The following is a 24,200-nucleotide window of genomic DNA, read 5'->3' as shown; positions in this document are numbered from 1 at the left end:
TAACGGGGCTTAATAAACTGAGATCTTGATATCCAATATTGAACGTTAGAGAAGCATTGAGGGGTTTTATGCTGAAAATGTGATTTTGTGTTGATATCAAATAAAAGGTGAGAATTTGATAAATTGCACAGTTTTTCTTAACTAAATGAAGGCTTAGAAATAAAAATGATTATTAGATTAAACTGGAGTCTGTAGAATAATATATATAAATAAGTTGGGAATTAAATCAATAAAAGAGAATAACCCTTTATTAATTAAATGGATTATTCTCTTACTTTATTAATTTGAGACTAATTGCACCACAACAAGTCGCCCGCCTTCTTCTGTTGATAATACAAATTGCAATCCATCAGTTAGGGCAATTTTATCACCAATCGCTATCTGTTTTTTCTCCGGCAATACCATTAATCCATCAATACGCTCATTAACAAGCCACCATGTTGAATTGTGATAAACAAAATAACCTACGCGTTTTTTTTGTTCATCCGTGGTGCGTTCATTGGGGGCAATAAGGCGATTCACATGCCAAGGAAATAGTGATTGATTACTCCAAACCATTAAACGGTGATCATCAGGTCTAAAACTACCAGCTTTACGTGAAGAATAGAGATTTAAAATCGGTAATTGCCCTTTATATGGCGTATGACAATAAGGACAAACTGGCTGGGTTTTTCCAGAAAAAACATACCATTGCTGTTCACAATCTTTATTCTGACAAGGCTGAACCAAATCTACCGTTTTGACTAAAGCAGTTTCCCATTCATCTGCGGTAGGTCGTTGTGAAGGTTCGTGTAATCCTGAAATAAAGGCTCTTTCAAAAAGAGGCGTCAGGTAAGGCCCCATAATAGTGTATGGGATTTTTTCAGGATCAGCCCAAGGTAGAGATGACGGTTTTATCTGATTAAGTTTTACCACATTGCTACGATCTGTTGGGTGTTCAATAAACAGCGCTTTTTCACCCATAGAGAGAGTTTCATCACGCATTTCATCGTCAAGATCGTGAATTTTACCGCCACGTAATGGATGGCGATAAAATAGATACATATAGATTAATACCGCAAGGGCGTGTCTATCAGTCGTGATACTTGGCAAGATACGGTTAGGATCTTCTTTCGGTAAATGGCTGGTTTTTACCACTTCTGGTGCAATAAAATCAGGTGTTCCGACAACATCAGGTGGATATTTTCCAGGCACTACTAAACCGTCAATGTCAATCACACATGCATGACCTTGCTCAGGATCGATAAGGACGTTTTTATAGCTTAAATCGCTATGACATAAGCCTGCCGCATGCATTCTGCGTACTGCACGAGAGAGCAATAAACAGACTTTTAGATAATTTAATAAATTGCCTCTTTCCCTAGGATCGAGAAATTTATTTTGGTTGTTGGCGCTTGCAAACCATTTACCTTCTTTTTCACGACCTTTTATGGCAAGAAAATCATTGTTTTTAGAGCCATATTTAAAGAAGAAGTGGGATTGATACGTCGGCACTACAATACCGATTTTGCCTTGATGTTCAACAACATCAGTTGGCCAGCAAAAAAGGTTTTTCCAGTATTCACCACCACTTTGCTCAAAGATATTATGACGATAAGAGCCTGTTATCATATCTATCCTATCTTTGGCTTGTGCGTTTTGTTTTGTCTTATAAAAGGCAACAACATAGGTTTTGTCAGGGGAAAAATAGACATCTTTCATTGAGCCAGAGCCAATAATTTCATTGACGTACTGAACTGTTTTTCCACTTTGCGTTGTACAGGTAATGATATCTGCCATGAAACTCACCTATTTTCTCTTTGATGATCACCAAGCCACAATTAGAGTGCGGTCATCGTGATTGCCTGCTGAAAAGAAATTTAGCCATTCGGCCAGTGTTTGATCAGCGGTTTCCGGTGAGGCTAAACAAGGCGATATTTCATCAATAAGCGCTGCCCATTTATTGGGATCTTGTAAGCCGTTATCTGTTTCAAACTTAGGATCAGACACACCGTCTGTCATTAATATCAGGTGTGAAATCTCACTCCATTTACCAATAATAATACGTCGATTAAATTCAATATCATTAAGCGCATTATCATCAAGAAAACGAGTTTGTCCTGCATATTCACCGCTATCAGGAATACCTAAAACACGGACTTTTCCAGCTGGTCCATAAGCTGCAATTGCACCATCACCCATCCAAAAGGCAGCTGCAAATAGCTCATCATTGATACGTAGAGTCACTGTTGCCAACAGTGTAGTTGAAAATGATTTTACGGGTTCATTAATGCGAATAGCTTCATTTTTTAGGTGATTAATTGCAAGCTGTGACGCATTGTGAAATAGCTTAGAAAAAAAGTTGCCTACTTGCCTTTTCTCACTCTCATCATCCCATTGGTGAATGGTGTTGAGATAAGGTGCTAATGCTGGATTTTTTTCAATGTTCAATTGTTCTTCAAGGTATTCACTGACAACTTTAGTGACAATACGTGAACCTTCACGAGAGTAGCGAGCACTACCTGCACCGTCAGCGACAATTAAAATATTCCATTGGCTTTGGCTATTGTGATGAATGTAAAAATCGTCATCACGAAATGTACCTGCATGTTCATGAGAGCGACCGCGACGACTTGCTCCTGCAATACGAATGTCGTCTTTAAGAATAAGTTTGCTATCAATATGTGCTTTAGGATAAAGGCTATCTGCAGGAGGTTCGTTAATTTGCCATAAGCTACGAGGATCAGGATTAATGATTAATAATACATCATTGTGGTAATGCGCTGAATTTACAGACCAGTTTATGGTTAGTGTGAAATTACCACTTTTTGTTGGTGTGCCAACTAAGCAACAACTTTCGGCATCAAAGGTTATGCCGAGATCTTCCTGAATATTCACGGACTCAATTTGTGCAGTATCAAGCGTATCTAATTCAATATTAATCGAAGAATTAAATTCGCTACCTACTTTGGCATTAGAAAGGGTAATTTTGGCTGTAGGGCGGTGAATAATCGGTTTTTCTATTGGCATTGGTGATGAGTGTGTTGGGATTTGCCCCGGTTTTAATGGGCTTTCTTTTGGTAATGATGCTTCGTCAGAGGTTAAATTGCGGGCTGGTGGCAATAACAGAAGAATAGATTGTACTTTATCTTGTGGTGTTATTTTTTTTGCCGTTGTTGCTTTTATTTTATCAATAATAAAATCAATATGTTGAGCGATTTCTGTGTCTTCGTATAACGCAATAATCAGCTCTTCATGTACAGGAATGCGTTGTGAAGTTAGCGTATCATCAATAATCAGTTTTGTGAGTAGGGCTTTTTTATCCATTAGCCTTTACCTCGAGTGACATCAAAGTCAGATTGATTGCTGTTATTTCCAAAGGTGATGCTGTTATCACACCATGGGCAAATAACTGTTTCAGGACCATTTACACAGAGTAATTTTCCACATTGACAAACAGCAAAGGCGGTGGCATTGCCACAATAGGGGCAACCAGGAGTGCCATGAAGTTCACTGGTATTCACTTGATATGCCGTAGCGCTGAGATCGCTCCATGCAAAGTAATCTTCGTTTAAGGTGTAACAGCCCGTTAAATTAAACCCATTAAGGTTTAGATTAAAATCGAGCCCAGAGGCTTTCATTGGTGGGCGTTCATATTTCATTAAATAAGGCGATCGAGTGTGGCTACAACGGCCGACAAATGTGACACAAGATTCATCATAGGCACGAGCTACATCATCTTTGGCAAGGCGAACAATTTGTTCGGTTTTGCTTAAAAGGGGAGGTGTTTCTTCGCCAACACTGCGACTGTGAGAAACCACCGACATCGTTATCCATTTTATAAAACGGGTGAAATCGCCTTCTTGTGCTTCAGTAAATAACAGCACATTTTCAGTTAATTGTGATAGCGCGTGTAAGTCAGCACTTAAGCCTAATCCAATCGCAATTAAGTTAACTTTATTAGCGTAGTGGGCTTTCCAGCGTTTAATTTCTTGTGCGTAATCATCAGTTGGTCTGCCGTCAGTAAGGAGGTAAACAACAGGTTTCCAATCACCTTTTTGCTCAAGCGTGGTTTTTCTAACTTGAGTATCAATTTGGTGAGTAAGTTCTCGTAACGCACTGCCTAGTGATGTGCCACCACCAAGAGGAAGCTGAGGGGGATAAAAAGAGACAACTTCAGTGAGTGGAACAATGGTTTTCGCAACGCCAGCAAAGGCAATGACAGAAACCCAAGCAGTTTCAAGAGCGTGAGGATCTCGTCTGAGATCGCTAATAATAGTCGTAAGACCGTCATTCATCTTTTTTAGGTTTTCACCTATCATCGATTCTGAGCAATCTAAAACAAAGAAAATAGGTAGCCTTCTCATTGTTATACCTTATCACTTTATAGTGGCTGTTATATATTTGTGATGGATAAACCAAAGCCTAAATAAAATAAAAGCAAAGCCTGTTTTAGCGCTTTGCTTTTGTGGATCACAGTACCAACTGAATTTCAGGCGGCGGTGGCGGTAGTGTATCTTTATCAGTATTAATGCCTGCACTGGAACTACCGGATGCTACACTCGCAGAGACCCATTTGAAAAAGCCTGAGAAGGCGTTGGAGTCTAATGTTTCTAATGCTACCACTTGAGATGTGAGCTCTTTAAGGTGATCATGTTTGGCTTTTGGACCAACTGCACAGGCGATGATCGAACCAAATGAGCGTTTTTTCACTTCTTTAATGGCTTCACCATAAGCGTAAGTATCAGAAGGGGTACCATCTGTCATTAAGAAGACCAGCGGACGCCAGTCACCTTTTTGATCACCATCAGAGCGTTTAATATCACGATCAACACACTTGATTAAACATTCAAGAGCCGCACCAGTAAATGTGCCACCAGAGCTAGGAACGGTAATATCAGTGAACTGGAAATCTTCTAATGCCGTTAAGGGAATAAACTCACGTGCTTCATTATCATAAGTGATAATAGAGATATGTACGCTTTCTAATGCGTAGGGATCTTGTCTCAATGCATTTAGCATTGTTTGTATTCCTACGTTAACGGCATGAATAGATTCACCTCTCATTGATCCTGATGTATCAATAAGTAGGTAAACAGGAAGTCTTCTCATTAGGTAAAGTCCTTTAAGTAAGAAACAAAACTATCTGAACTTGAAGGCTCACCAATAGCGTTAAGTTTCCAGCCATTTTCTTCTCTGACTAATTCAGCAAATAACATCGAGCGTTGATTATTGAAGGCTTCGCCTCCTGATAAATCAAAACGAGCCATTTCTACATTTTTGGCATCAACGGCGCGGATAAAGGCATTCTGTACTTTACCAAAGTGTTGTTGTAGCTCACGCCCATTGTAAATCTGAACAATAAAGACGATTTTGGTAAATTTAGGATCTAGGGTATTTAATTTTGCGATGATCTGTTCATCATCTCCATCACCAGCGCCTGTACGGTTATCACCTGTTAACCAAATCTGTCCAGATTTATGTTTAAGGCTATTAAAGAAAATAATATCACCATTAACAAGAGAAGGTTGTCCGCCTTCAATTTTACCCAGATCATTGACCTTGCCGTTTTCACCACATAAAAAGGCGATAACATCTAAATCGTATTCTTCACTTTTCTTACCAAAAAGTCCGCCCAAAAATCCACGTTTCTCTTCGTTAATATCCCAACCTAAACCGATAGTGACAGAGGAAAGGTCATATTCATTTTTCTTTAAACTAACGCCTTGTCCTTTTTTTAAACTCACTGACATATTCATTCCTTTTTTATTTAAAGTACAACGTTAACCTCAGGAGGAGGTGGTGGTAAGTCATCAAGATCACTAATATCTTTCTTGGTTAAATCGACTTTTTGACTACCGACAGAAATACTGGCTGAAACCCACTTAAAGAATGACTTTATCGTGTTAGAATCCGCCGTATCTAGCCGTAATACAATCTCAGTAATATTTTTTAGTACATCCGTTTGTGCAGATTGTCCTGCTGCGCAGGCAATCACAACACCAGTACGGGCAGCTTTAAATTTCTCAACGCCTTTTTTCCAATCGTCAGTTGGTGCGCCATCAGTCATTACAAAAACAAGCGGGCGCCAATCACCTTTAGTTTCAGCAGTTGTTTTTTGCACTTCATTTTCAATTCGATCAGAAACTAATGTGAGTGCCTCACCTAATGCCGTAGTTCCACTTGCGACTAAATCAGGCACGCTAAAGTTAATTAAATCAGTGAGTGGAACAATTTGTTGTGCGGTTGAATTAAAGGTGATGATAGAAATATAGGCGGTTTCTAATGCGTAAGGATCTTGGCGTAATGTTGATAAGAGCATTTCAACGCCATTCTTTACTGCTGCAATAGGTTCGCCATACATAGAACCCGATGTATCAAGTAAAAGGTAAACTGGCAATCTTCTCATGCATTTATCCTGTTAGTGAGGTAGGAATAAGCGGTTAATATACTAACCGACTGATGAACGTGTTGAATTGAGATTATGCTTAGTTTAATTAAATTAGGAAAAAAACGCAGTGATGATTGTCCAATATTATTAATCTGAAAGAAGATCGCATAAAAAGTAAAATAAAAGAGAAATTAACCCATATTCACCCTTATTTTGAGTGGTTGACGGGCATTTATTATCAAAGATGTTTTTATTGATTACTCTTAATTGGAGTGATGTAAAAAGAAGAGCTAATAAAGAGTAGGTATAAATACTTTTTATTTATATAACATCAAGTAATTAAATAAAAAAATAAGTAAATTCAATTAATTATGTTTGTGTTAATTTGGTTTTTAAAATAATTAAAAGTAAAGCTACAATTTATTAAATATATTATTATTGAATAAGTGATTTTATGTATTTAATTCTTTGTTGATTATATAAATAACTTGATACTAATGTATCAAGTTATTTATTAATATATATTATGATTTTTTTAAACCATCTTTTTCTTTTTCAGCTAATTCAGCAAGTGTTGATTGAATTAAATTTTCAATATAATGGTCAACCAATAATTCAACCGCTTCGCTGCGTGTGGAATTATTTAAATAAGATAATCTATCAATTTTGCGTAATGCTGACATTTTTAATGAAAGTGAAACCGATTTTTTCTTATCTTTATCGAGATAAACTCGGCTTGTCATTCCATTATGGCGAAGATCTTCACTGGCTGATAGTGCCTCACGCATACGGCGTAATGCTTTATTATCAAGTTGACCACGCTCGGTCATTTGATAAGCTCGAGACGCTTTACTGTACTTTATTTCAGCGTCATAAGAATCTCTTATCTCTTTTAAGACGCGAGTTAACGTTGGCTCCGAGCATTCAAGAGCAGAAATAATCTTAATGGTTGGAACCTTTTTTCCCGAGCTTAAAAGGATTGCCAGTGTAAAGACTCTGACCTGACGAGTGCTTAATTGCATGCTTAGTTACCACTTATTCTGTCATTCGTGTGTTAAAATATTCAGCTTTAAATTTTATTATTCTTGTTCTTATACATTATTTACAAGTATCAGAAACATTAAAATTATAAATAAAATAAGCGTCCTATTAAATGTAGTATAAAATAATATTTCAAATGAAAAAAATGACTTTTTAAATAAAAAGTCGGTTTTGTTTTTATAAGTTCTAGCTAAAGATAACATGTTTTAACTAGAAACTTATAAATCAAAATCAAGATAAGATAATTATTTTATCTTATTGAGTTCATCACCTGCTATAGAGTATTTTATGTTGCATTAAAACGTTGAGCATTATTTTGTTGGTTAGGAATAATGCCATAAATTTTAGCTCTGGTTAAAATACTCAATGCCCAGCGACGATGTGTTGCAGGTTCACACATCGCACCTTGTGATTTAAAGACAGCTTGCGTTGAATTTAAGATGCGTAAAGCATCTGAGTGATCTGATTGAGATACCATGAGGGCTTGTTCAATCTTGTGAATTTGCTTTGGATGTATCGCTGTTTTACCCACAAGACCATTGGCAATATCAAGAGCAAGCTCTTTATCCATAATATGGTGATCATCAATATGCTCACAAACGGGGGCTGTAAGTGCAAACTGACGAGCACCAAATACAGCAACTAGCATTTTTATGACATAACCCATTGGGCCATCATAAAGTGTTAACTGGCGATTACGTCTTAGCGAAATCACATTCATTAAGTCATTACCACCAATACGTAATGCGATAATTCTGTTATGACAAGGGTGAGTCAGTAGGTGGTTTGCAAGCTCTGTCATTTGAATAACATCAAACACCTCTTCGGTTTCAAGAGTTGGCATCATACATAAATGCGTATTCTCAATAATATTCCACCAAATAGGTAAAGAGGCTTGAGTAAATTTAGGTAGCACAAGACCGTCAATAGCACTGACATCAAGTGTTTCTGTGATCCATTGACCCATTTCCGTGTGGCGAGGGCGAATAAATAGCAAAGGCCAATGGCTACAATCATGGTTCTTTTTATGCTCTGCCAACTTAGTTAATAACGTAGCCAAATTTTCTAATGCAACAGGAATATCAGCATCGCTAACCGCATCTTCTAAACAGATAATTAAAGAGCGTAAGCCTTCAATTTTCTGATCGATAATTGTTGTCGCAATATCTGTTCGAGTTGCTGGCATATAAAGGGTTGCCCCTAAATTCCACGGGGATAATCGTTCAATCATTATTTCACCTTTTTAATGATAGTCACTGCACGATATTGACCAAGCGCTTGCCCTGCTTCAATAACAGCAATATTTTTTTCTTGCGCAAGATAAACCAGTAATGCCACATCAGGATCAGTTATCTCTCTCACAAGAACATGGTCAGGTACACGGCGTAAAACAGCGCGTGTGGCTTCGGCAATACCGGGTTTTATACGATTGATATTTGAAATATCATATTTTTTTGCAAGTGAACTAACGACGTTTTCGCTCAGCTTTTTTAAATCTGATTGTTGTTCTTTAAATGTGGCATGTGGGATATCGTTTTTAATCAAGTAATCAATATTTTTTCCAACAATATCAACAAGATATCGACTGCATTCATATTGTTTTAAATGTTGGCAATCGACAAAACCATGAAAACCTTTTTCTGTCCAAATTGAACGTGAAATTAATCCAGAAACGGGAGCACCCATGATCCCAAAGGGGATAAGCCAATCTTCATCACTGGCACTTAACCATGCGCAACCACAAGGATCTGCAAGGACGACAAGGCGTGGCTGTGGGGGGTAGCCTTCGCGACCAGTTAATGAGCGAATTAACTCACCTGTAATAGCACCTTTTCCCGTCCAACCATCAACAAAAACAATTCCTTCTGTGCCGTGATGTTGTTCAATCCATGAAAGTGCTTCGCTATCAATACCTCTATCTCGAATAATGCTTATTCCATAGTGATAAGAGGTTTTCCCCATTTTGCGCAATGTTTGTTGCAACATCACACCTAGAGGAACACCCGCACGGACAAGGCTTGTCAGAATAATCGGGGTATCACCAAAGCGTTCAATAAGGGATTTTGCCAGCATAATGACTTCAGTTGCTAAGCGTGTCGCACCGGTTTCTAGCGCTTTTTCAAAGAGATCAAGATGCCATGTTGTAGGTTCTGGCTCTTGGCTTAGCATGTCAGAATAGTGGCGTTTACCTGATTGTATTAGCTCTTCTTTTAACTCAACAGGCGTCATTTCAATATTGACGGGTTGAAGTAGAAAATCGACATCACCTGATACATAAGATCCTGAAAACGGTTTATGATCCATCATGTTTATTCTCCAAAAATTTTTGTGTTGATCGCATCAGCGAATTGGCTTTGGCGAGGAAGCCCATACCAATTGCATAATTTCATAAAGCGATGATCACTTAGGCTATCGCCTAAACCAATAACAGGGAAAATGCCACGTTCTGCTTTTAATTTATTAAGCAAATAGGTGACAGCTTTGCCTTTCTCAATAGGCTCAGGTAACCAAGCAATATTGTTACTGTTGCGATGAATATAAAAACCTTCGGTTGAGAATGTTTTTTCTATCTCATCACCAATGGTGTATAACTCTTCTAGTCGAGTGCTATCGTTATGCTTCATCACTAAATAAATAGGCAAATCACCATATTCATAGTTAATTCGTGCCCAGCCATCAATATGTCGTTCCGCCATTAATTGCGTAATTGATTGTTGTAGTGTAAGTAAACGTTGTGTATATGGCGTTAAGCTTCGGGTGATATGGTTTTGCCACTGGGCATCAGCTATACCCTCAGGGGTTAATACCACAGCACCATGTGTGGTAATTGCCCATGAGTGAAAAGGGATTGTGACTCGGCTTATTTCCTCTGTACCACGCGCAGTAACAGGAATTAAGTCAGCATGTTCTAGCATCCAATCTACCAGCATGGCTTGTTCTTGCGTCATAAAGCTACGAGGCTCTAAACTTCTATCCAATGCCCCGGTTTTATAGGGTTCAAGCGCTAACTCATCGACCATTTTACGACGTGTTTGAAATAAGGTGTCGTCGAGATCAGTTAAAATAACAGGCTTAGTCATAACTGATTACCTCAATAATAGGGGCAACTTTATTGAGGGCTTCAATCAGTTGGTGGTCAATACTTTCGGCTGGTGTTTCACAACAAAGCAAAATGCGATCAAATTGTTGATGAGCCACGTTATAGACGAAGTTAGGAATACCTAAACCATAATTATCAGTAAATGTAATCGCTGATTGAATGGCAAAATTGGTTGAAATAGGTGAACGGGTTGTCGAGCTATATTTTACGATAGCACCTTGTTTTTCAAGACGTTCAGCAAGTAAGAACGGTTCCCAGACAAATTCTCCCGATCCTAAAACAAGGATCTTTTCACCCAAAGAAGCATTGATGGATAAGCCTAGATCACTTGCCGGCGTTGTCATCCCTAATCGACCCCAGCTCTGTTTACCAGTGATCGCAACTTGCCCTGATGCAGTAATATTAACATTAGGCATAACAGGTAAAGGCGCGTTTGGATCTGCGTCCCATAGCCATTCACCTTGAACTAAAGAGAGAGTCTTAATCGGTAATGGGGAGCGCTCAGCAATAGAATCACCACTCCAATCAGTTAAGGTTACAGCGATAACCTGCTGAATATGCGTTAATCCACCTTCTTCACGTAGTGCTGAAAGCAGGTTAATAAAGGTATTACCCGTAGTGGCTTCATCATCAATTAATACAACAGTTTTTGCTTGTTGTACCCACTGGCGTTGCTCTGCTGTTTTAGGCAAATAGAGTAAGTGATCGGTCGCGTGGCTGTGATTTTCTTTAAACTCACATAGCAATTCACCTTGATCAACAGGATGACGTGTTGATGTTAAATAAATCGCTTGTTGATAGCGGCTTCTCACCTCATCAAAAATACCAGCTCCTAAACCTACGGCGGTTTCTGCCATACCAATAAACAAAATAGGGCCTTCGAGTGAAGGTGGAAATTGCTTGGCAAGTTTTTGGTAGGTTTCACGCATTTTTTTCGGTGAAACTGGAATATGACGACCTAATACCTTACTGACAAATAAAAATGCACGCTTAGGATTGCGTCTTTCTGCAATATCAAATAATTCATCAAGTAACTCAATAGGGCAATTTGGTGTCACGCTCAATGTGCCACAACTAAGTTGGCGACGATAAACTAAAGAGTCACTCATGCTATTTTTCATTATTAATTATTATCCGTACTGATTAAGTTTGTTAACGTTGAATTGAAAACAATAGAATCGGTGATTGAGCGTATTTTTGTTGGTGCAAAATGGCTATTTTGAGCTTGCGCTTCTTCAATACTCATCAATCCCAATTGGCGTAAAGCAAAAATACCAGCAAGGTGGATGCCGCAATGTTTGGTATAACCAATGCCACCCGAAGGGCGCATATTAATTTCAAGTAATAATGGACGGCCTTGATGGTTATTTCGAGTTTGCACATTAACAAGACCATCTGCTTTCATGGCTGTGGCGCAGGCTTTGCCTAATTGATAGGCTTCACCTGAAGTTTCTAGATGCTGGATTGCTCCCTCTTTACGACGAGCGACGCCAGCAATGACATTGCCTTGTTCAACAACCATATCAACAGAGTATTCTGGGCCAGGTAAATAAGGCATGAGCACTAATGGCTCAAAGTGTTCAACCGCTTTTAATGCATCAACATATTGTTGTGGATTAACTTGGCGATTTTCTGGGTGGTTAAACAGTGCCATAGGCGAAACTTGATTATCAAAGCGCCAAAAACCCATTCCATAAATGCCTTTTACTGGCTTAATGCATAAAGGGATCTCACCAAAAGGTGGATTTTTAATTTGTTTTTCTAATTCAATGATTGAATCAATGTAAATAGAAGGCACAACAGGAAGACCGCATTGTTCCATAGCTTGTGCAAATGCAACTTTATCATCCGCTAACTGAAGCTGTTTCAGTTCAGTTGCACCTGTGGTTAATTTTACCCCTAGTGACTCAATTTCATGACGATGAGATTCAAACCATGCGCTATTACGACCTGTGTGAATAACGCGAACTTGATACTTTTTGACGATATCGGCAATAAAGTTTAAACGTAATGTCTCATCTTGAGGCTCATAAAAAGCACCATCAGCAAGCGATAAAATCTCATTTCGAGTATGGCGATGAGAAGCAAGCACGACAATATCTTGTTGTTGCTGTTTTGCAAAGTCTTTAACACTTTGAATTATATCGCGTTGTGATGATAAACCTTCCATAAACCAAATCGTATTGTTCATTACGCTGTATACCGTGAAATAAAAGTGTAGGGTTCAAGTCCTATAATCATGAAGATTTCGAAGAACTGTGTCAATCATAATATGATTTATTTGATTTTAGTTTAAATTAGACTAACCAATAACGTTATTATTATGTTTTTTTTGTATTTTATAATTTATTTTTTATAAAAATATTTTTAATATCAATATGTTGACAAAACTTTAAATTTGGATGGTGAAAATAGTCTTGCTCATGTACTTCATCATGATATGATGATTTTCACAATATGGATTTAATCACAAATGGCATTATTGTTTCACTCTACCTCTGAAGGAATTTAATTATGGTTTCATTAAGCAAGAATCAAACAGTTTCTCTCAGTAAACAATCACCTACACTGAGCCATTTAATGTTTGGTTTGGGCTGGGATCCAATTAAGAAAAAAGGATTATTAGGTGGTCTTTTTGGTGGTGGTGGTTCTATTGATTTAGATGCAAGTTGCGTTTTACTTGACGCAAATGGCAATCAAATCGATACCATTTGGTTTCGTAAATTAAAATCAAGTTGTCAGTCAGTAGTTCATTCTGGTGATAACTTAACAGGAGACGGTGATGGCGATGATGAAACCATTTTCGTTGATTTAGGCCGTTTACCAACAAATGTTGAATACTTGGTTTTCACTGTAAACAGTTTCCGTGGACAAACATTTAATGAAGTTGAAAATGCATTCTGTCGTGTTGTTGATAAAACAACAAATAAAGAATTAGTGCGTTATACCTTAGCAGAACAGGGTTCTCATACTGGTATTGTGATTGCTTCTTTACAACGTAATCATGGTCAGTGGGATTTCACTGCATTTGGTGCCCCTTGTAAAGGTCGCGTGATTAACGACATGATGCCCGATATCGTGGCTACGGTGGTACGCTAATGAATATGACACCAGGTGGTAATGTTCCTGTTCCTAATCAAACGCTTATTGTTAGGATTCAATCAGGGGCACCGGTTGATGCCTCCGCTTTTAGACTTTATGCCTCAGGCAAAGTTAATGGCGACGCCGATATGGTGTTTTATGGACAAGCAGCGAGTGATGATCGCACGGTTATTTATGCAACAGCAGGAAATAGCACTTCTTTTACCGTAGATTTAACACGTTTACGTCCTGATGTTGAAAAAATTGCGTTTACAGCAACCTGTGATGGTCAGCAAACTATCGCTAATTTGCAACGATTATCCATTCAGGTTGATGCGAATAACGAAGTGGTAGCAAATGGAAATGTTGAAATTAATGGCCGCTCAGAAGCGGCATTAATTTTAGGCGAATTATATCGGCGTAATGGTAGTTGGAAATTTCGTTTTATCGCCCAAGGGTTCAATGGGGGGTTAAAACCGTTAGCTGAACATTTTGGTGTTGATATTGCAGATCCTGAACCCACTCCTGTGCCACCTACAATGCCTAAACCCGCGCCAACCCCAGCACCTAATACAGTGAATTTAAGTAAGGTTTCTTTAACGAAAGAGAAGCCAGCTATTAGCCTAACGAAGAAAGATGATTTCGGTAAAATTCGAATTAATCTTAATTGGCATCGTGAAAGCAATAATAGTAATTCAGGATTATTAGGTGGATTATTTGGTGGTAAGAAAGGCATTGATTTAGATATTGGTGCTTTTGTTGAACTACAAGATGGTTATAAGTCTGTTATTCAAGCATTAGGAAATGGCTTTGGTGATTTTAACCACGCGCCTTATGTTGAATTACAAGGTGACGATAGAACAGGCGATGTTGCTGGTGGTGAGTGGATCTTTGTGAATGGACGCGAGTGGAAATCACTAAAACAAGTGCTGATTTTCGCGTTTATTTATGAGGGCGTACCTAATTGGAGTAAAACAGATGGTGTTGTCACCATTCATGTTCCTGATCAACCCCCTATTGAAACTCGTTTAACTGAAGGTAACAATGGTCGTGGTATGTGTGCGATTGCACGGCTAGTGAATGAGAACGGTTCAATAAAAGTGGAACGTCTCAATGAGTTTTTTAAAGGCCACCGTGATATGGATAATGCCTACGGGTGGGGATTTCGCTGGACAGCGGGTTCTAAGTGATCAAATTGATATAAGGAAAAGTAACATGAGTTTTTTCAATAAATTAAAAGAAGGTTTTAATACGGGCCGTTCTGAGTTAGCAAAGCAAGTTGGTCGCTTTAAAAACAAAAAATTTATGCAAGGAACTGTGGCTGTCTGTGCGCGTATTGCCATCGCCAGTGACGGAGTGAGTTCTGAAGAAAAACAGAAGATGCTGGGTTTTTTAAAGGCATCAGATGAACTTAAAGTATTTGATACCTCAGAGGTGATTGAATTCTTTAATAAGCTAATTACAAGTTTCGACTTTGACGCTGAAATCGGTAAAGGTGAAACGATGAAGTATATTCTGGCAATGAAAGATCAGCCAGAAGCTGCGCAATTAGCTATTCGTGTTGGTATCGCTGTTGCGAAAAGTGATGGTGATTTTGACAATGATGAAAAAGAGGCTGTGCGTGCTATTGCCATTGCATTAGGCTTTGAGCCCGCAGAATTTGGTTTGTAATTAATTTAAGATAGGGAACCGTTCAGGAATTATTATGGTATCCACACATATTGGTTTTCCGACAGAAACTGTCATTGTCTTTGTAGTACTTGCGATTGGCGCTATTTTTATCGACTTATTCATGCATCGCGCTGATAAGCCGATAACGTTAAAGAATGCCATATTTTGGTCTATATTCTGGATTGCTATTGCTATGGCATTCGCAGGATTCCTTTATATTCACCATGGTGCTGAAGTTGCGAGCTTATTCGTAACGGGTTATGCGCTAGAGAAAGTACTTTCCGTTGATAACTTGTTTGTCATGATGGCGATTTTCTCTTGGTTTTCCGTGCCAGACCGCTTCCGCCACCGCGTTCTTTATTGGGGTATTATCGGTGCTATCGTTTTCCGTGGGATCTTTGTTGCCATCGGTACAGGACTGCTAAGTTTAGGACCATATGTTGAGATAGTATTTGCCTTAATCGTTGCTTGGACGGCAGTTATGATGCTGAAAAGCGGTGATGATAGTGAAGAAATCGAAGACTATTCACAACATCTTGCTTATCGCTTAGTTAAACGATTTTTCCCTATATGGCCAAAAATCACAGGACACGCTTTCTTATTAACACAAAAAGAAGTGGATGTTGAATTAGCGAAACCTGAAAACAAAGATGTCACTATCGGTCGTGGTACAAAAGCTGCGTTATATGCAACCCCACTTATGTTGTGTGTTGCTGTTGTAGAGCTTTCTGATGTGATGTTTGCTTTCGACTCTGTTCCCGCTATTATCGCTGTAAGCCGTGAACCCCTGATTGTCTATAGTGCAATGATGTTCGCAATCTTAGGCCTACGTACGCTTTACTTCGTATTAGAAGCGTTAAAACAGTATCTCGTTTACCTTGAAAAAGCGGTTATTGTGTTACTGTTCTTTATTGCCGTAAAACTGGGTCTCAATGCAACAGACCACATTTGGCAGCATGGATACAGTATTTCCGCGACAACTAGCCTATTTGTTGTGCTGGGGGTTCTTGCTCTGGGAATTATTGCAAGCTTTGTGTTTCCTGAGAAAAAAGATAATGAAGGTAAGTCAGAATAATTAATATTCTTGAGAAATCAGAATATCAAAAAACTAAATTAAAGAGGTTAAAAAATGAGCGTTTCTCTTTCTAAAGGTGGTAATGTCTCTCTGAGCAAAGCAGCCCCAACGATGAAAAACGTCCTTGTCGGACTTGGTTGGGATGCCCGTTCTACAGATGGTCAAGATTTTGACTTAGATGCATCTGTATTTTTGTTAGCAGCTAATGGAAAAGTACGTAGCGATGCCGATTTCATTTTTTATAACAACTTAAGATCCGCTGATGGCTCTGTTGTTCATACCGGTGATAATCGTACGGGTGAAGGCGATGGTGATGATGAAGCACTGAAAATCAAATTAGACATGATCCCAAATGACGTCGATAAGGTTATCTTTGTTGTCACTATCCATGATGCGCAAGCACGTCGTCAAAGCTTTGGTCAGGTATCGGGTGCATTTATTCGCCTAGTTAATGATGACAACCAAATTGAAGTTGCTCGTTATGATTTAACGGAAGATGCATCAACTGAAACGGCAATGTTATTTGGCGAGTTATATCGTCATAACGCAGAGTGGAAATTCCGTGCTGTTGGTCAAGGTTATGCAGGTGGCTTAGGTTCTGTTTGTGCTCAGTACGGTATAAATGCCTCTTGATAGATTGTTGTAAAATACTAACCACTGGCATTCATAAAAAGTGATTGCCAGTTTATTCAATAAAGTAGGAGCTTTGATATGGCAGTTTCCCTCGTTAAAGGTGGTAATGTTTCTCTAACTAAAGAAGCACCAACAATGTCGGTTGCTATGGTTGGTTTAGGATGGGATGCCCGCGTGACTGATGGCGCAGAATTTGATTTAGATGCGTCAGTATTCATGGTTGGTGAAGATGGAAAAGTACTTTCAGACGCAAGTTTTATCTTCTTTAATAACAAAGTGAGTCAGTGCGGAAGCGTTGAACACCAAGGAGATAACCGTACTGGGGAAGGCGACGGTGATGATGAACAAGTCAAAATCACCTTATCAAAAGTCCCTGCTGAAGTGAAAAAACTGGTATTTGCAGTCACTATTTATGATGCTGAAAATCGTAAACAAAACTTTGGTATGGTAAGCAACAGTTTTATGCGCGTTTTTAACAACGACAATGGGGCTGAAATTGCACGTTTTGATCTTTCTGAGGATGCCTCTACAGAAACTGCAATGATCTTTGGTGAATTATATCGCCATGGCGCAGAGTGGAAATTCAAAGCTGTTGGTCAAGGTTTTGCGGGTGGTTTAGGTGCGTTAGCATCACAACACGGTGTAAATATCTAAGGCTTTATTTAGCCCTCGCATTAGCGGGGGCTATTTGTCTCTGTGTTGATAGGGAAACCGTTAGCGACTAAGACTCTTTTTTTACGGTCACTTTAATGGGCGAGTTTTTAGATTTACGACGGCCAGTATGAAAGTGACGCCAATGAGGAGTTTGAGAGGCCAATAGCAATTCATGATCACCACGAGAATCACCCCATGCTCTCATATGATATTGCGTTAGATCCCCGTAGACATCTTCTAAACGTTTAATTTTCTCGCCACAGCGACAGTTATTGCCGATAATTTTACCTGTCAATTTACCATCAACTACTTCAAGTGTCGTACCTATCAGTTTAATTCCCAACCTATCAGCAAAAGGCTGTAGAACCATTGCTGGTGATGCAGAGCAAATAGTAACTTGGGCATTACTTTTCACTTCTTCTGCTACTGCTAATAAGCCAGTAGGGCGCATTAATTTAGCCCAGTAAAGCTGACAAAATGCTTCCGCTTTTTCTTTTAACCATTGTTCGTCAATGTTTGTTAAAAAAGTTTTGATAAGCACTTCTTTTAATTCATCACGGGTTAATTTGCGTCTAAAACAACGTAATGTTGGTAATACCATCTTAATTAAACGGCGTGAAAATTTACGTTTACCGAAAGCAAACTTTAAAAAAGGAATAAAACTATCGTGGTAAGTTAGCGTGCCATCAAAATCAAACACTGATAACGTTTTTACGGTGTTTTTTGAGTTTTCAAACTGGGGTTGCATAAAAAAGTAAGCTCCGTAAATCATCAGAGTTTTTAAGGTCATTGCACATATTATATCATTGTTCTCAAAATGAGATAGTGTGTCTATTACTTATTGAAAATAAAGTGATTTTTATACTTTCTAATGTAAATAAATAAAGATTACTTATATTATGAATATAAAATAATATTTATCCATCAAATAAAAATACTTATTTTTTTGATAAAAAAGAGACTTTTTATTATTAATAATATTAGTTGGATTATTTTATAAAATAATAATAAATTAAAAAATATTTAAAATATAGATGATGTTTATTGATAGACTAATATTTTTAAAATAAAAATCATTAACTTATAACCACCTATTTTTATTAAATAAAAGAACAGCTATGTCGATAAGGAAATAAATCGTATCGATATATGTGTATAGGTATTTTTATTATGAGCATTAAACGATCTGCTAAGATAGGTTCGTCTTTATTATTATTAGTTTTTATTTTATCTTCGGCATTATCTATATTTTTTATTGATAAAGTGAAAAATAATTTCACTCAAGTGGAAGTGTTGCTAACACGCTATACAGATGTGCTGATGGCACGTTATCAATTAGTGATCATGCGCTCAAATGTGAATTTTTTGATGCAGGATAAAGACAAACGAAGTGCTAATGATGCTGATATTATTGAGAAAAATAAACAACTTGCTATTAGTGCTAAAAACACAATGAAAGGATGGGTGGACGAAAAAAAAGTCTCAGCAGACGCACAAAAAAGTGTAGAAGATATAGCTGCGTTATTTTATAACTTAATTGATAGATTAGTGATTGCGTCAAATTCAGCTCACAACGCCAATGTTAAAGATGAACATTTTGATCATGATTTTGAAAAACTCAGTGGCTTATTTGATAACTATGTTGCGATTAAAGCGAAAAATAGTGCTTCGCTTCGAAATAATCAAAATACCATGGTTCAACTCTCTATTTTATCAACGTTAATTTCATTATTGCTTTTATCTATTATTTTGTATTTCACTATTCGCTGGGTTAATAAATCATTTCTTATTAACCTTAATACATTGTCTGATATTTTAAAAAAAATAGGCAAAGGCGAATTAGTTTTCTCACTGCCTAAAATAAGAAATGATGAATTTGGTACACTGTTTTCCTGTGTCGGTGATATGCAAAAATCGCTAACATCCACCATTCTTACCGTAAAAAAAGAGACATTAGAAATAAAACGAGGTGCTGCTGAAATTGCATCAGCTCATCAAGAACTGTCTTCTCGAACTGAAGAGCAATCAAGTGCTTTACAACAAACTGCAGCGAGTATGGAAGAAATAAAAACCGCTGTCGCAAATAATACTGAAAATACCATGGAAGCAAATAACATCATTAATCAATCTAATGATGTTGTGACAGATGGCGCCACGGTGATGCAGGAGGCAATTTTGTCAATGAAGAAAATTGAACAGGGTGCCGTTAAAGTGGGTGAAATTAACGAGGTAATTAATAATATTGCCAGTCAAACCAATATCTTGGCACTAAATGCGGCAGTTGAAGCTGCTCGTGCAGGAGAACAAGGACGCGGTTTTAAAGTGGTTGCCGTTGAGGTACGAAATCTTGCTGCAAAAAGTGCAGATGCAGCAAAAGAAATAAGCCAGATACTGAAAGAATCGATTGAAGATATGGCGAATGGTACGAAATGGGTGAATAAAACCGGTGAGCATATGCAAGAAATAGTCTCTTCTATTACAAAAGTTAACAAGATAATGCAGGGTATAAGTCTTGCTTCAGAAGAGCAACGCATTGGTATTGAACAAATTGCGGTGGCAATTAATCAGATGGATACCGTTGTACAGCAAAATGCTTCTTTAGTGGATCAAGGTGCATCTTCAACGATGGTGTTAGATGAAAAAGCGCAGATGTTAATGGATAATGTGGCCGTTTTTCAAATTGAAGAACAAGCATTATAACGATAAAAAACTCACTCTGAATTAACGTATCAGAGTGGGTTTTTATTCTATTCAGGCAAACAGAACAAGGGATTAATAATATTCAATCATAAAGGTTGCAGCACCGTTGGCAACACCCGAAGATAAGCGGTCATCCACACGAATATAACGTGCACGTAATGGAATACTTACAGTACCTGCTTTTTCTGTGATGGGTTGTGCGAAGGCAGTTGGCATATTAAATTTAACAAAATCTTCGCCTGTTGCTCCAAATGCAAGTTGTATCCCGACACCTTTAGCCGCCCCCGGTACATCGTTTACTTCAAAAGTGCCAGGGTACTCAATAATGGGGGGATTGACGGGCTTAATGGTCACTCTTAGTTCGTTTGGATCGCGATCTGGGAATGTTTGGCCCACTTCAGTGGTAAGTACCTCTCCTTTGCCACCAGAGTAATAACCTCTAAAGGCAGGGCAATTGTATAAATTAATATCAGAATTTATCCATTTGGTTGAACTGCCTTTTGCAGGTAAGGCCGATGTTTCATGTTTGCCTAATTCCACAGTGTAGTCTTGTGTTTTACAACTTGTAGCGGTGACACTAACAGAACCTGTAATATTCATATATGCGGATATAAAAGGAAATTCTTCTGCTAGAACCTTATCTTTTTCGGGATAATTAACATCAAGTTGCATTCTTGCAATATTGCTTAAATCAAATGTACCCGGCTGAATAGGGCCTAATTTAATTAAAGAATAATTGAGTACTGGGCGTGCCCAATAAGTAATAGATTCACGTTGGCCTTCAATAAGTTCACGTTGCCCTTCCCAAGAGAGTTGAGGAATATTAGGACGTAGCGATTTATTTCGATCGTTATTTGTATAAAATACAATACCAAGACCTGGGTTATTGGTTTTATAGACATTAGGAGGAATACCTGCGCCAACAGCGGGTGTTCCTGCTGTACTTAATAATTTTATCTCTTGGCGCTCTAAAAAGTAATAGTATCCTAATCCTGTTGAAGGCACATTAAACCTACAAGAATAGTTGTGTGTAATGTTATTAAAATTAATTCGACCATGATAAACAACCGAACCTACTGGCATATCAGCACCAACATGAATTGCGCTACCAATGGGTATAGTATGATCCAATGGGGCTGCAATAACTTGACACTTGACAGTCTGTTGTGCCATTACCTCCGCAACAGGAAAAAGTAGAAGCATTAAGGCTAATGAGTTTTTAATAATAGACTTCATACTTTATTCTCCACAGACACTGGTAAGTTGAACAAAACTACTTGGATTATCTTTATCTTGTGCTGGCGCATTATAATTAATGATACATTGCTGTATTTCACCCGGTCCCCATTTCACAATTAAGCGACCTGACGCGTTTTCAACTCGGGCGTAGAGAAGTCCTCCCTGACCTATACTACCCACTTCATTGTTCTGTTCATCGTAGGCGACGCTACCAAATGGAATGGCGCCGTTATTACGTTGGATTGTAATTAACAGAGGGATACCTGTATTGGTTTTAAATTCCACCTTCGTGATCGCACCTTCAAATGGTGCAATGCGGGCTTGTGTATTTTGTAATTCAACGTTAGTTGACATCCCTTTCGGGTTAATCGAAATATCATTCATTTGGTATGGTGTTAAATAAGGGACAGCAGCATGACCAAAGCCATCAATTTCAATACCTGGGTAGCCACTGACTCTTGCCCCTTTAGCACCATTTGCTTCAACAATGGCGAAAGTATCACCTTGATAAGGCGATGCAACGACACCACCAGACCAACCAATTAACGAACCACTCATACCGATTGAGGCATTTTGATAATGTTCACCTACGCCATAGTTTGCGGCTAAGTTAGTATAATTTGTTCTCGCATTACCATTAAGGGTCATACTTGAACCAACACCATGGTTGGTATTCATTGCTGTAACACCATAGCTGTAACGATTATCTTCACCCGCAGAGCCAGAAATACCAATACGCTCACCAACATTACCTCGTCCATCACGAGTTAACGCTGCGGTTAAGGTTGGCATATGGTCAACACTTAAATCGTAAAGTGGTAATGTAAAATTCATTTCAACGGATGTCTCTTTTTTGCCATCAGCATTACGTGCTTGACCTACGTTGATACCATAAGAGAGGCGCTTCCAACGGTTGTTATAACCCATTTGATATTGCAAATCGGTCGTATCGTTATTCCAATAGTTTTGCGTAAAACCACTGACGTAGAAATTACCCCAGCCTTCAGGTAACCCCTGATCTATAGTGACGTTAAAACGGCTTTTTGGGCGCCAGATATTATTGATACTTCTCCCATGACGCTCTTCATTGATAGCCTGAACCGCTGACATATAGTCATAGAAGTGTTCAGAGTTAAACTTATAGGCGGCAATAGTCAGGTTACTGTTGGTATCTTGAATATACTTGCTGTAACTGACTTGATAACTTTGGCCGCTATTGACAGCAGAATCAGTGCTATTTAAATGCAGACGAGCTTGGGTCACGTCTGCAGAAAAAGCGCCTAATGGTGTACTTAATGCCATACCCACTTGGATAGCATAATAGTCAGCCCCTGTACCTTGTACTCCTGCATATCCGGTGACAAGGTTGGTTAAGCCTCGGCGATAAGTGGCTTGGTATAATGTAGGATCATATTCTACTGAAGTTGAATTTAAATGCCCCGCAGCAACGGTATAGTTGTGTTGACCTGGGCGCAGTAATTGTACCACTGAAGCATAATAGACTCTGAAATGCTGTTCTGAGCCATCCGCTTCTTGTATGGTGACATCTAAGTTACCGCCATAGCCTGAAGGGTAGAGGTCATCAATCTCAAATGCACCCGGTGGTACAACGGTTTCGTGGATGATATGACCATCTTGGCGAATAATAACGCGGGCGTTTGTTTTTGCTACACCACGGATAGTCGGCGCAAAGCCACGTTGAGAATCAGGTAACATCTTATCATCACTAAAAAGCTGAATACCTCTTAATGGTTGAGAATCAAATAGTTGCCCTTTAGTGAGCATATCACCCACTTGTACTACGCCTTGAATAGTGGTGATAATACGTTGTAAATAGTTATAAGTAGAAGTGTAGTCGTGACCCGTTTGTTCATTCCATGAATAGTTACCAGTATGATGATAACTCCAAGCCCCTAAATTTAAGGTTCCGGTGATCCCTGCAAATGCGGATTTATACTCTTTCCCATTATTACGGGACATAAAATAGTTACCGTTATAGCCTAGTAGCAATGCATTGATACCACGATCCCAAAGTGATGGGCTAACATAACCACGGGGTTTATATCCCACTAATATTTGTGGAACATCAATATTTAAACGTTGTATAGAGTGATCGTACTTAACACTACTTGAAGGAATAAATTTTGCTAATTCAATACACTCATGAAGCTCTAGTGCACTTTTTAATAATGGTGGGGTTTTCTCATCCTTGAGACCGACTAAATCAATGATGTCTTTAGTTAAACACGCTTCGACTTCACGATTTGCCATTTCCCTAAATGTGATAGACTCTAATCCAACAAAGTGTTTATTAACATAGAGTTCGACATTCCATGTGCCGGGTAATATTGCATCAGCTTTGTCAAAACGGCTAATATCAATATCACCTTGAGCGGTGTTCATAAAAATCGGGTTAAATGACGTTGAATTATTACCATTAGATATAGGTGCTGATGGCAGGTCATTATCATTTGGGGATAAAGTTGCAGATAATGAGCTATTACCATTAGACAGCCATTTATTATTTTCGGTGACTGTTATATTTTCTGCATAGGTATAAGGAGCGACTAAAAAAGTCACACCAGCAGATATTATAATAGTTTTTAAAATATAACTGCTCATTTTAATATTCCCGT

General features: G+C 38.4%; 21 protein-coding genes and 2 pseudogenes. 7 read left to right on the top strand and 16 right to left on the bottom strand.

Features of this window, described 5'->3' with window-relative positions:
- Window positions 1–279: 279 nt before the first annotated feature.
- The 13 genes and pseudogenes from ABN256_RS14935 to ABN256_RS14880 all read right to left on the bottom strand — a co-directional run bounded on the left by ABN256_RS14935 (window position 280) and on the right by ABN256_RS14880 (window position 12,702).
- Entirely contained in the window at window positions 280–1,779 is a 1,500-nt protein-coding gene (locus ABN256_RS14935) for a helix-hairpin-helix domain-containing protein (RefSeq protein WP_349439654.1), read from the bottom strand.
- A gap of 27 nt (window positions 1,780–1,806) precedes the next feature.
- A complete protein-coding gene (locus tag ABN256_RS14930) occupies window positions 1,807–3,306 on the bottom strand; it encodes a PP2C family serine/threonine-protein phosphatase (protein ID WP_349439653.1) in 1,500 nt (499 codons plus the stop codon).
- Window positions 3,306–4,346, bottom strand: a complete 1,041-nt coding sequence (locus ABN256_RS14925) for a TerY-C metal binding domain-containing protein (protein ID WP_072068978.1) — start codon at window positions 4,344–4,346, stop codon at window positions 3,306–3,308. Before ABN256_RS14925 ends, ABN256_RS14930 begins: the two co-directional genes overlap by 1 nt.
- A 106-nt stretch (window positions 4,347–4,452) precedes the next feature.
- Window positions 4,453–5,091, bottom strand: coding sequence for a vWA domain-containing protein (locus ABN256_RS14920; protein WP_196554825.1), 639 nt, complete (start codon window positions 5,089–5,091; stop codon window positions 4,453–4,455).
- Complete coding sequence (locus tag ABN256_RS14915) at window positions 5,091–5,732, bottom strand: TerD family protein (RefSeq protein WP_196554824.1); 642 nt, start codon at window positions 5,730–5,732, stop codon at window positions 5,091–5,093. Before ABN256_RS14915 ends, ABN256_RS14920 begins: the two co-directional genes overlap by 1 nt.
- 17 nt (window positions 5,733–5,749) lie before the next feature.
- Window positions 5,750–6,388, bottom strand: a complete 639-nt coding sequence (locus ABN256_RS14910; RefSeq protein ID WP_072068976.1) for a vWA domain-containing protein — start codon at window positions 6,386–6,388, stop codon at window positions 5,750–5,752.
- 506 nt (window positions 6,389–6,894) lie between these two features.
- On the bottom strand, window positions 6,895–7,392 hold the full coding sequence (locus ABN256_RS14905; RefSeq protein ID WP_196554823.1) for a tellurium resistance protein TerW: 498 nt from the start codon (window positions 7,390–7,392) through the stop codon (window positions 6,895–6,897).
- A gap of 305 nt (window positions 7,393–7,697) precedes the next feature.
- The gene (locus ABN256_RS14900; protein ID WP_349439651.1) at window positions 7,698–8,642 is read right to left on the bottom strand and encodes an HpcH/HpaI aldolase/citrate lyase family protein; all 945 of its coding nucleotides are present in this window, start codon (window positions 8,640–8,642) and stop codon (window positions 7,698–7,700) included.
- A pseudogene (locus ABN256_RS19260) lies at window positions 8,642–8,848 on the bottom strand (RNA-binding protein); the annotation flags it as partial. The pseudogene ABN256_RS19260 and the gene ABN256_RS14900, both read right to left, overlap by 1 nt.
- Before the next feature lie 125 nt (window positions 8,849–8,973).
- Window positions 8,974–9,718, bottom strand: a pseudogene (locus ABN256_RS14895) (cysteine protease StiP domain-containing protein); the annotation flags it as partial.
- Window positions 9,719–9,720: 2 nt separating this feature from the next.
- A complete protein-coding gene (locus ABN256_RS14890; protein WP_349439650.1) occupies window positions 9,721–10,491 on the bottom strand; it encodes an HAD family hydrolase in 771 nt (256 codons plus the stop codon).
- Window positions 10,484–11,620 (bottom strand): phosphoribosyltransferase domain-containing protein, encoded by a 1,137-nt coding sequence (locus ABN256_RS14885; RefSeq protein WP_340896715.1) that lies wholly within the window; start codon window positions 11,618–11,620, stop codon window positions 10,484–10,486. The genes ABN256_RS14890 and ABN256_RS14885 overlap by 8 nt, the downstream gene beginning before the upstream one ends.
- Before the next feature lie 14 nt (window positions 11,621–11,634).
- A complete protein-coding gene (locus ABN256_RS14880) occupies window positions 11,635–12,702 on the bottom strand; it encodes an ATP-grasp domain-containing protein (protein WP_349439648.1) in 1,068 nt (355 codons plus the stop codon).
- A gap of 323 nt (window positions 12,703–13,025) precedes the next feature.
- Between ABN256_RS14880 and ABN256_RS14875 the strand changes: the two genes are divergently transcribed.
- From ABN256_RS14875 to ABN256_RS14850, 6 genes are all read left to right on the top strand, one after another.
- Window positions 13,026–13,610: a TerD family protein gene (locus tag ABN256_RS14875; protein WP_196554817.1), complete on the top strand. Its 585-nt coding sequence runs from the start codon at window positions 13,026–13,028 to the stop codon at window positions 13,608–13,610.
- Window positions 13,610–14,782 (top strand): TerD family protein, encoded by a 1,173-nt coding sequence (locus tag ABN256_RS14870; protein WP_349439647.1) that lies wholly within the window; start codon window positions 13,610–13,612, stop codon window positions 14,780–14,782. The genes ABN256_RS14875 and ABN256_RS14870 overlap by 1 nt, the downstream gene beginning before the upstream one ends.
- A gap of 25 nt (window positions 14,783–14,807) precedes the next feature.
- On the top strand, window positions 14,808–15,263 hold the full coding sequence (locus ABN256_RS14865; protein ID WP_072070085.1) for a tellurite resistance TerB family protein: 456 nt from the start codon (window positions 14,808–14,810) through the stop codon (window positions 15,261–15,263).
- A 34-nt stretch (window positions 15,264–15,297) separates the two neighbouring features.
- Window positions 15,298–16,338, top strand: a complete 1,041-nt coding sequence (locus ABN256_RS14860) for a TerC/Alx family metal homeostasis membrane protein (RefSeq protein WP_072070084.1) — start codon at window positions 15,298–15,300, stop codon at window positions 16,336–16,338.
- Between the two features lie 54 nt (window positions 16,339–16,392).
- Window positions 16,393–16,971, top strand: a complete 579-nt coding sequence (locus tag ABN256_RS14855) for a TerD family protein (protein ID WP_072070083.1) — start codon at window positions 16,393–16,395, stop codon at window positions 16,969–16,971.
- Between the two features lie 78 nt (window positions 16,972–17,049).
- Window positions 17,050–17,625 (top strand): TerD family protein, encoded by a 576-nt coding sequence (locus tag ABN256_RS14850; RefSeq protein WP_072070082.1) that lies wholly within the window; start codon window positions 17,050–17,052, stop codon window positions 17,623–17,625.
- Window positions 17,626–17,692: 67 nt separating this feature from the next.
- Here the strand turns inward: ABN256_RS14850 and ABN256_RS14845 are convergent, their stop codons facing one another.
- Window positions 17,693–18,373, bottom strand: coding sequence for an HAD family hydrolase (locus tag ABN256_RS14845; protein ID WP_115350180.1), 681 nt, complete (start codon window positions 18,371–18,373; stop codon window positions 17,693–17,695).
- A 422-nt stretch (window positions 18,374–18,795) separates the two neighbouring features.
- Between ABN256_RS14845 and ABN256_RS14840 the strand changes: the two genes are divergently transcribed.
- Entirely contained in the window at window positions 18,796–20,325 is a 1,530-nt protein-coding gene (locus tag ABN256_RS14840; RefSeq protein ID WP_197269887.1) for a methyl-accepting chemotaxis protein, read from the top strand.
- A gap of 72 nt (window positions 20,326–20,397) precedes the next feature.
- Here ABN256_RS14840 and ABN256_RS14835 read toward each other — a convergent pair whose 3' ends face one another.
- Window positions 20,398–21,561 carry a fimbrial protein gene (locus ABN256_RS14835; protein WP_340893794.1) on the bottom strand — a complete coding sequence of 388 codons (1,164 nt, stop codon included), beginning with the start codon at window positions 21,559–21,561 and terminating at the stop codon, window positions 20,398–20,400.
- Window positions 21,562–21,564: 3 nt separating this feature from the next.
- A complete protein-coding gene (locus tag ABN256_RS14830) occupies window positions 21,565–24,186 on the bottom strand; it encodes a fimbria/pilus outer membrane usher protein (protein ID WP_196554752.1) in 2,622 nt (873 codons plus the stop codon).
- Window positions 24,187–24,200: the final 14 nt, after the last annotated feature.

The sequence above is a fragment of the Proteus sp. fly-1008 genome (assembly GCF_040140305.1).
Taxonomy (GTDB): Bacteria; Pseudomonadota; Gammaproteobacteria; order Enterobacterales; family Enterobacteriaceae; genus Proteus; species Proteus vulgaris_B.
This window is presented reverse-complemented; position numbering and strand designations above follow the sequence as displayed.

Excerpts from the sequence above, each read along its gene's own strand:
- ABN256_RS14885 (WP_340896715.1), bottom strand. The coding sequence starts at position 11,620 with ATGAGTGACTCTTTAGTTTATCGTCGCCAACTTAGTTGTGGCACATTG.
- ABN256_RS14900 (WP_349439651.1), bottom strand. The coding sequence starts at position 8,642 with ATGATTGAACGATTATCCCCGTGGAATTTAGGGGCAACCCTTTATATG.
- ABN256_RS14860 (WP_072070084.1), top strand. The coding sequence starts at position 15,298 with ATGGTATCCACACATATTGGTTTTCCGACAGAAACTGTCATTGTCTTT.
- ABN256_RS14920 (WP_196554825.1), bottom strand. The coding sequence starts at position 5,091 with ATGAGAAGACTTCCTGTTTACCTACTTATTGATACATCAGGATCAATG.
- ABN256_RS14915 (WP_196554824.1), bottom strand. The coding sequence starts at position 5,732 with ATGTCAGTGAGTTTAAAAAAAGGACAAGGCGTTAGTTTAAAGAAAAAT.
- ABN256_RS14830 (WP_196554752.1), bottom strand. The coding sequence starts at position 24,186 with ATGAGCAGTTATATTTTAAAAACTATTATAATATCTGCTGGTGTGACT.
- ABN256_RS14870 (WP_349439647.1), top strand. The coding sequence starts at position 13,610 with ATGAATATGACACCAGGTGGTAATGTTCCTGTTCCTAATCAAACGCTT.
- ABN256_RS14905 (WP_196554823.1), bottom strand. The coding sequence starts at position 7,392 with ATGCAATTAAGCACTCGTCAGGTCAGAGTCTTTACACTGGCAATCCTT.
- ABN256_RS14925 (WP_072068978.1), bottom strand. The coding sequence starts at position 4,346 with ATGAGAAGGCTACCTATTTTCTTTGTTTTAGATTGCTCAGAATCGATG.
- ABN256_RS14910 (WP_072068976.1), bottom strand. The coding sequence starts at position 6,388 with ATGAGAAGATTGCCAGTTTACCTTTTACTTGATACATCGGGTTCTATG.
- ABN256_RS14930 (WP_349439653.1), bottom strand. The coding sequence starts at position 3,306 with ATGGATAAAAAAGCCCTACTCACAAAACTGATTATTGATGATACGCTA.
- ABN256_RS14935 (WP_349439654.1), bottom strand. The coding sequence starts at position 1,779 with ATGGCAGATATCATTACCTGTACAACGCAAAGTGGAAAAACAGTTCAG.
- ABN256_RS14840 (WP_197269887.1), top strand. The coding sequence starts at position 18,796 with ATGAGCATTAAACGATCTGCTAAGATAGGTTCGTCTTTATTATTATTA.
- ABN256_RS14835 (WP_340893794.1), bottom strand. The coding sequence starts at position 21,561 with ATGAAGTCTATTATTAAAAACTCATTAGCCTTAATGCTTCTACTTTTT.
- ABN256_RS14845 (WP_115350180.1), bottom strand. The coding sequence starts at position 18,373 with ATGCAACCCCAGTTTGAAAACTCAAAAAACACCGTAAAAACGTTATCA.
- ABN256_RS14890 (WP_349439650.1), bottom strand. The coding sequence starts at position 10,491 with ATGACTAAGCCTGTTATTTTAACTGATCTCGACGACACCTTATTTCAA.
- ABN256_RS14875 (WP_196554817.1), top strand. The coding sequence starts at position 13,026 with ATGGTTTCATTAAGCAAGAATCAAACAGTTTCTCTCAGTAAACAATCA.
- ABN256_RS14850 (WP_072070082.1), top strand. The coding sequence starts at position 17,050 with ATGGCAGTTTCCCTCGTTAAAGGTGGTAATGTTTCTCTAACTAAAGAA.
- ABN256_RS14880 (WP_349439648.1), bottom strand. The coding sequence starts at position 12,702 with ATGAACAATACGATTTGGTTTATGGAAGGTTTATCATCACAACGCGAT.
- ABN256_RS14865 (WP_072070085.1), top strand. The coding sequence starts at position 14,808 with ATGAGTTTTTTCAATAAATTAAAAGAAGGTTTTAATACGGGCCGTTCT.
- ABN256_RS14855 (WP_072070083.1), top strand. The coding sequence starts at position 16,393 with ATGAGCGTTTCTCTTTCTAAAGGTGGTAATGTCTCTCTGAGCAAAGCA.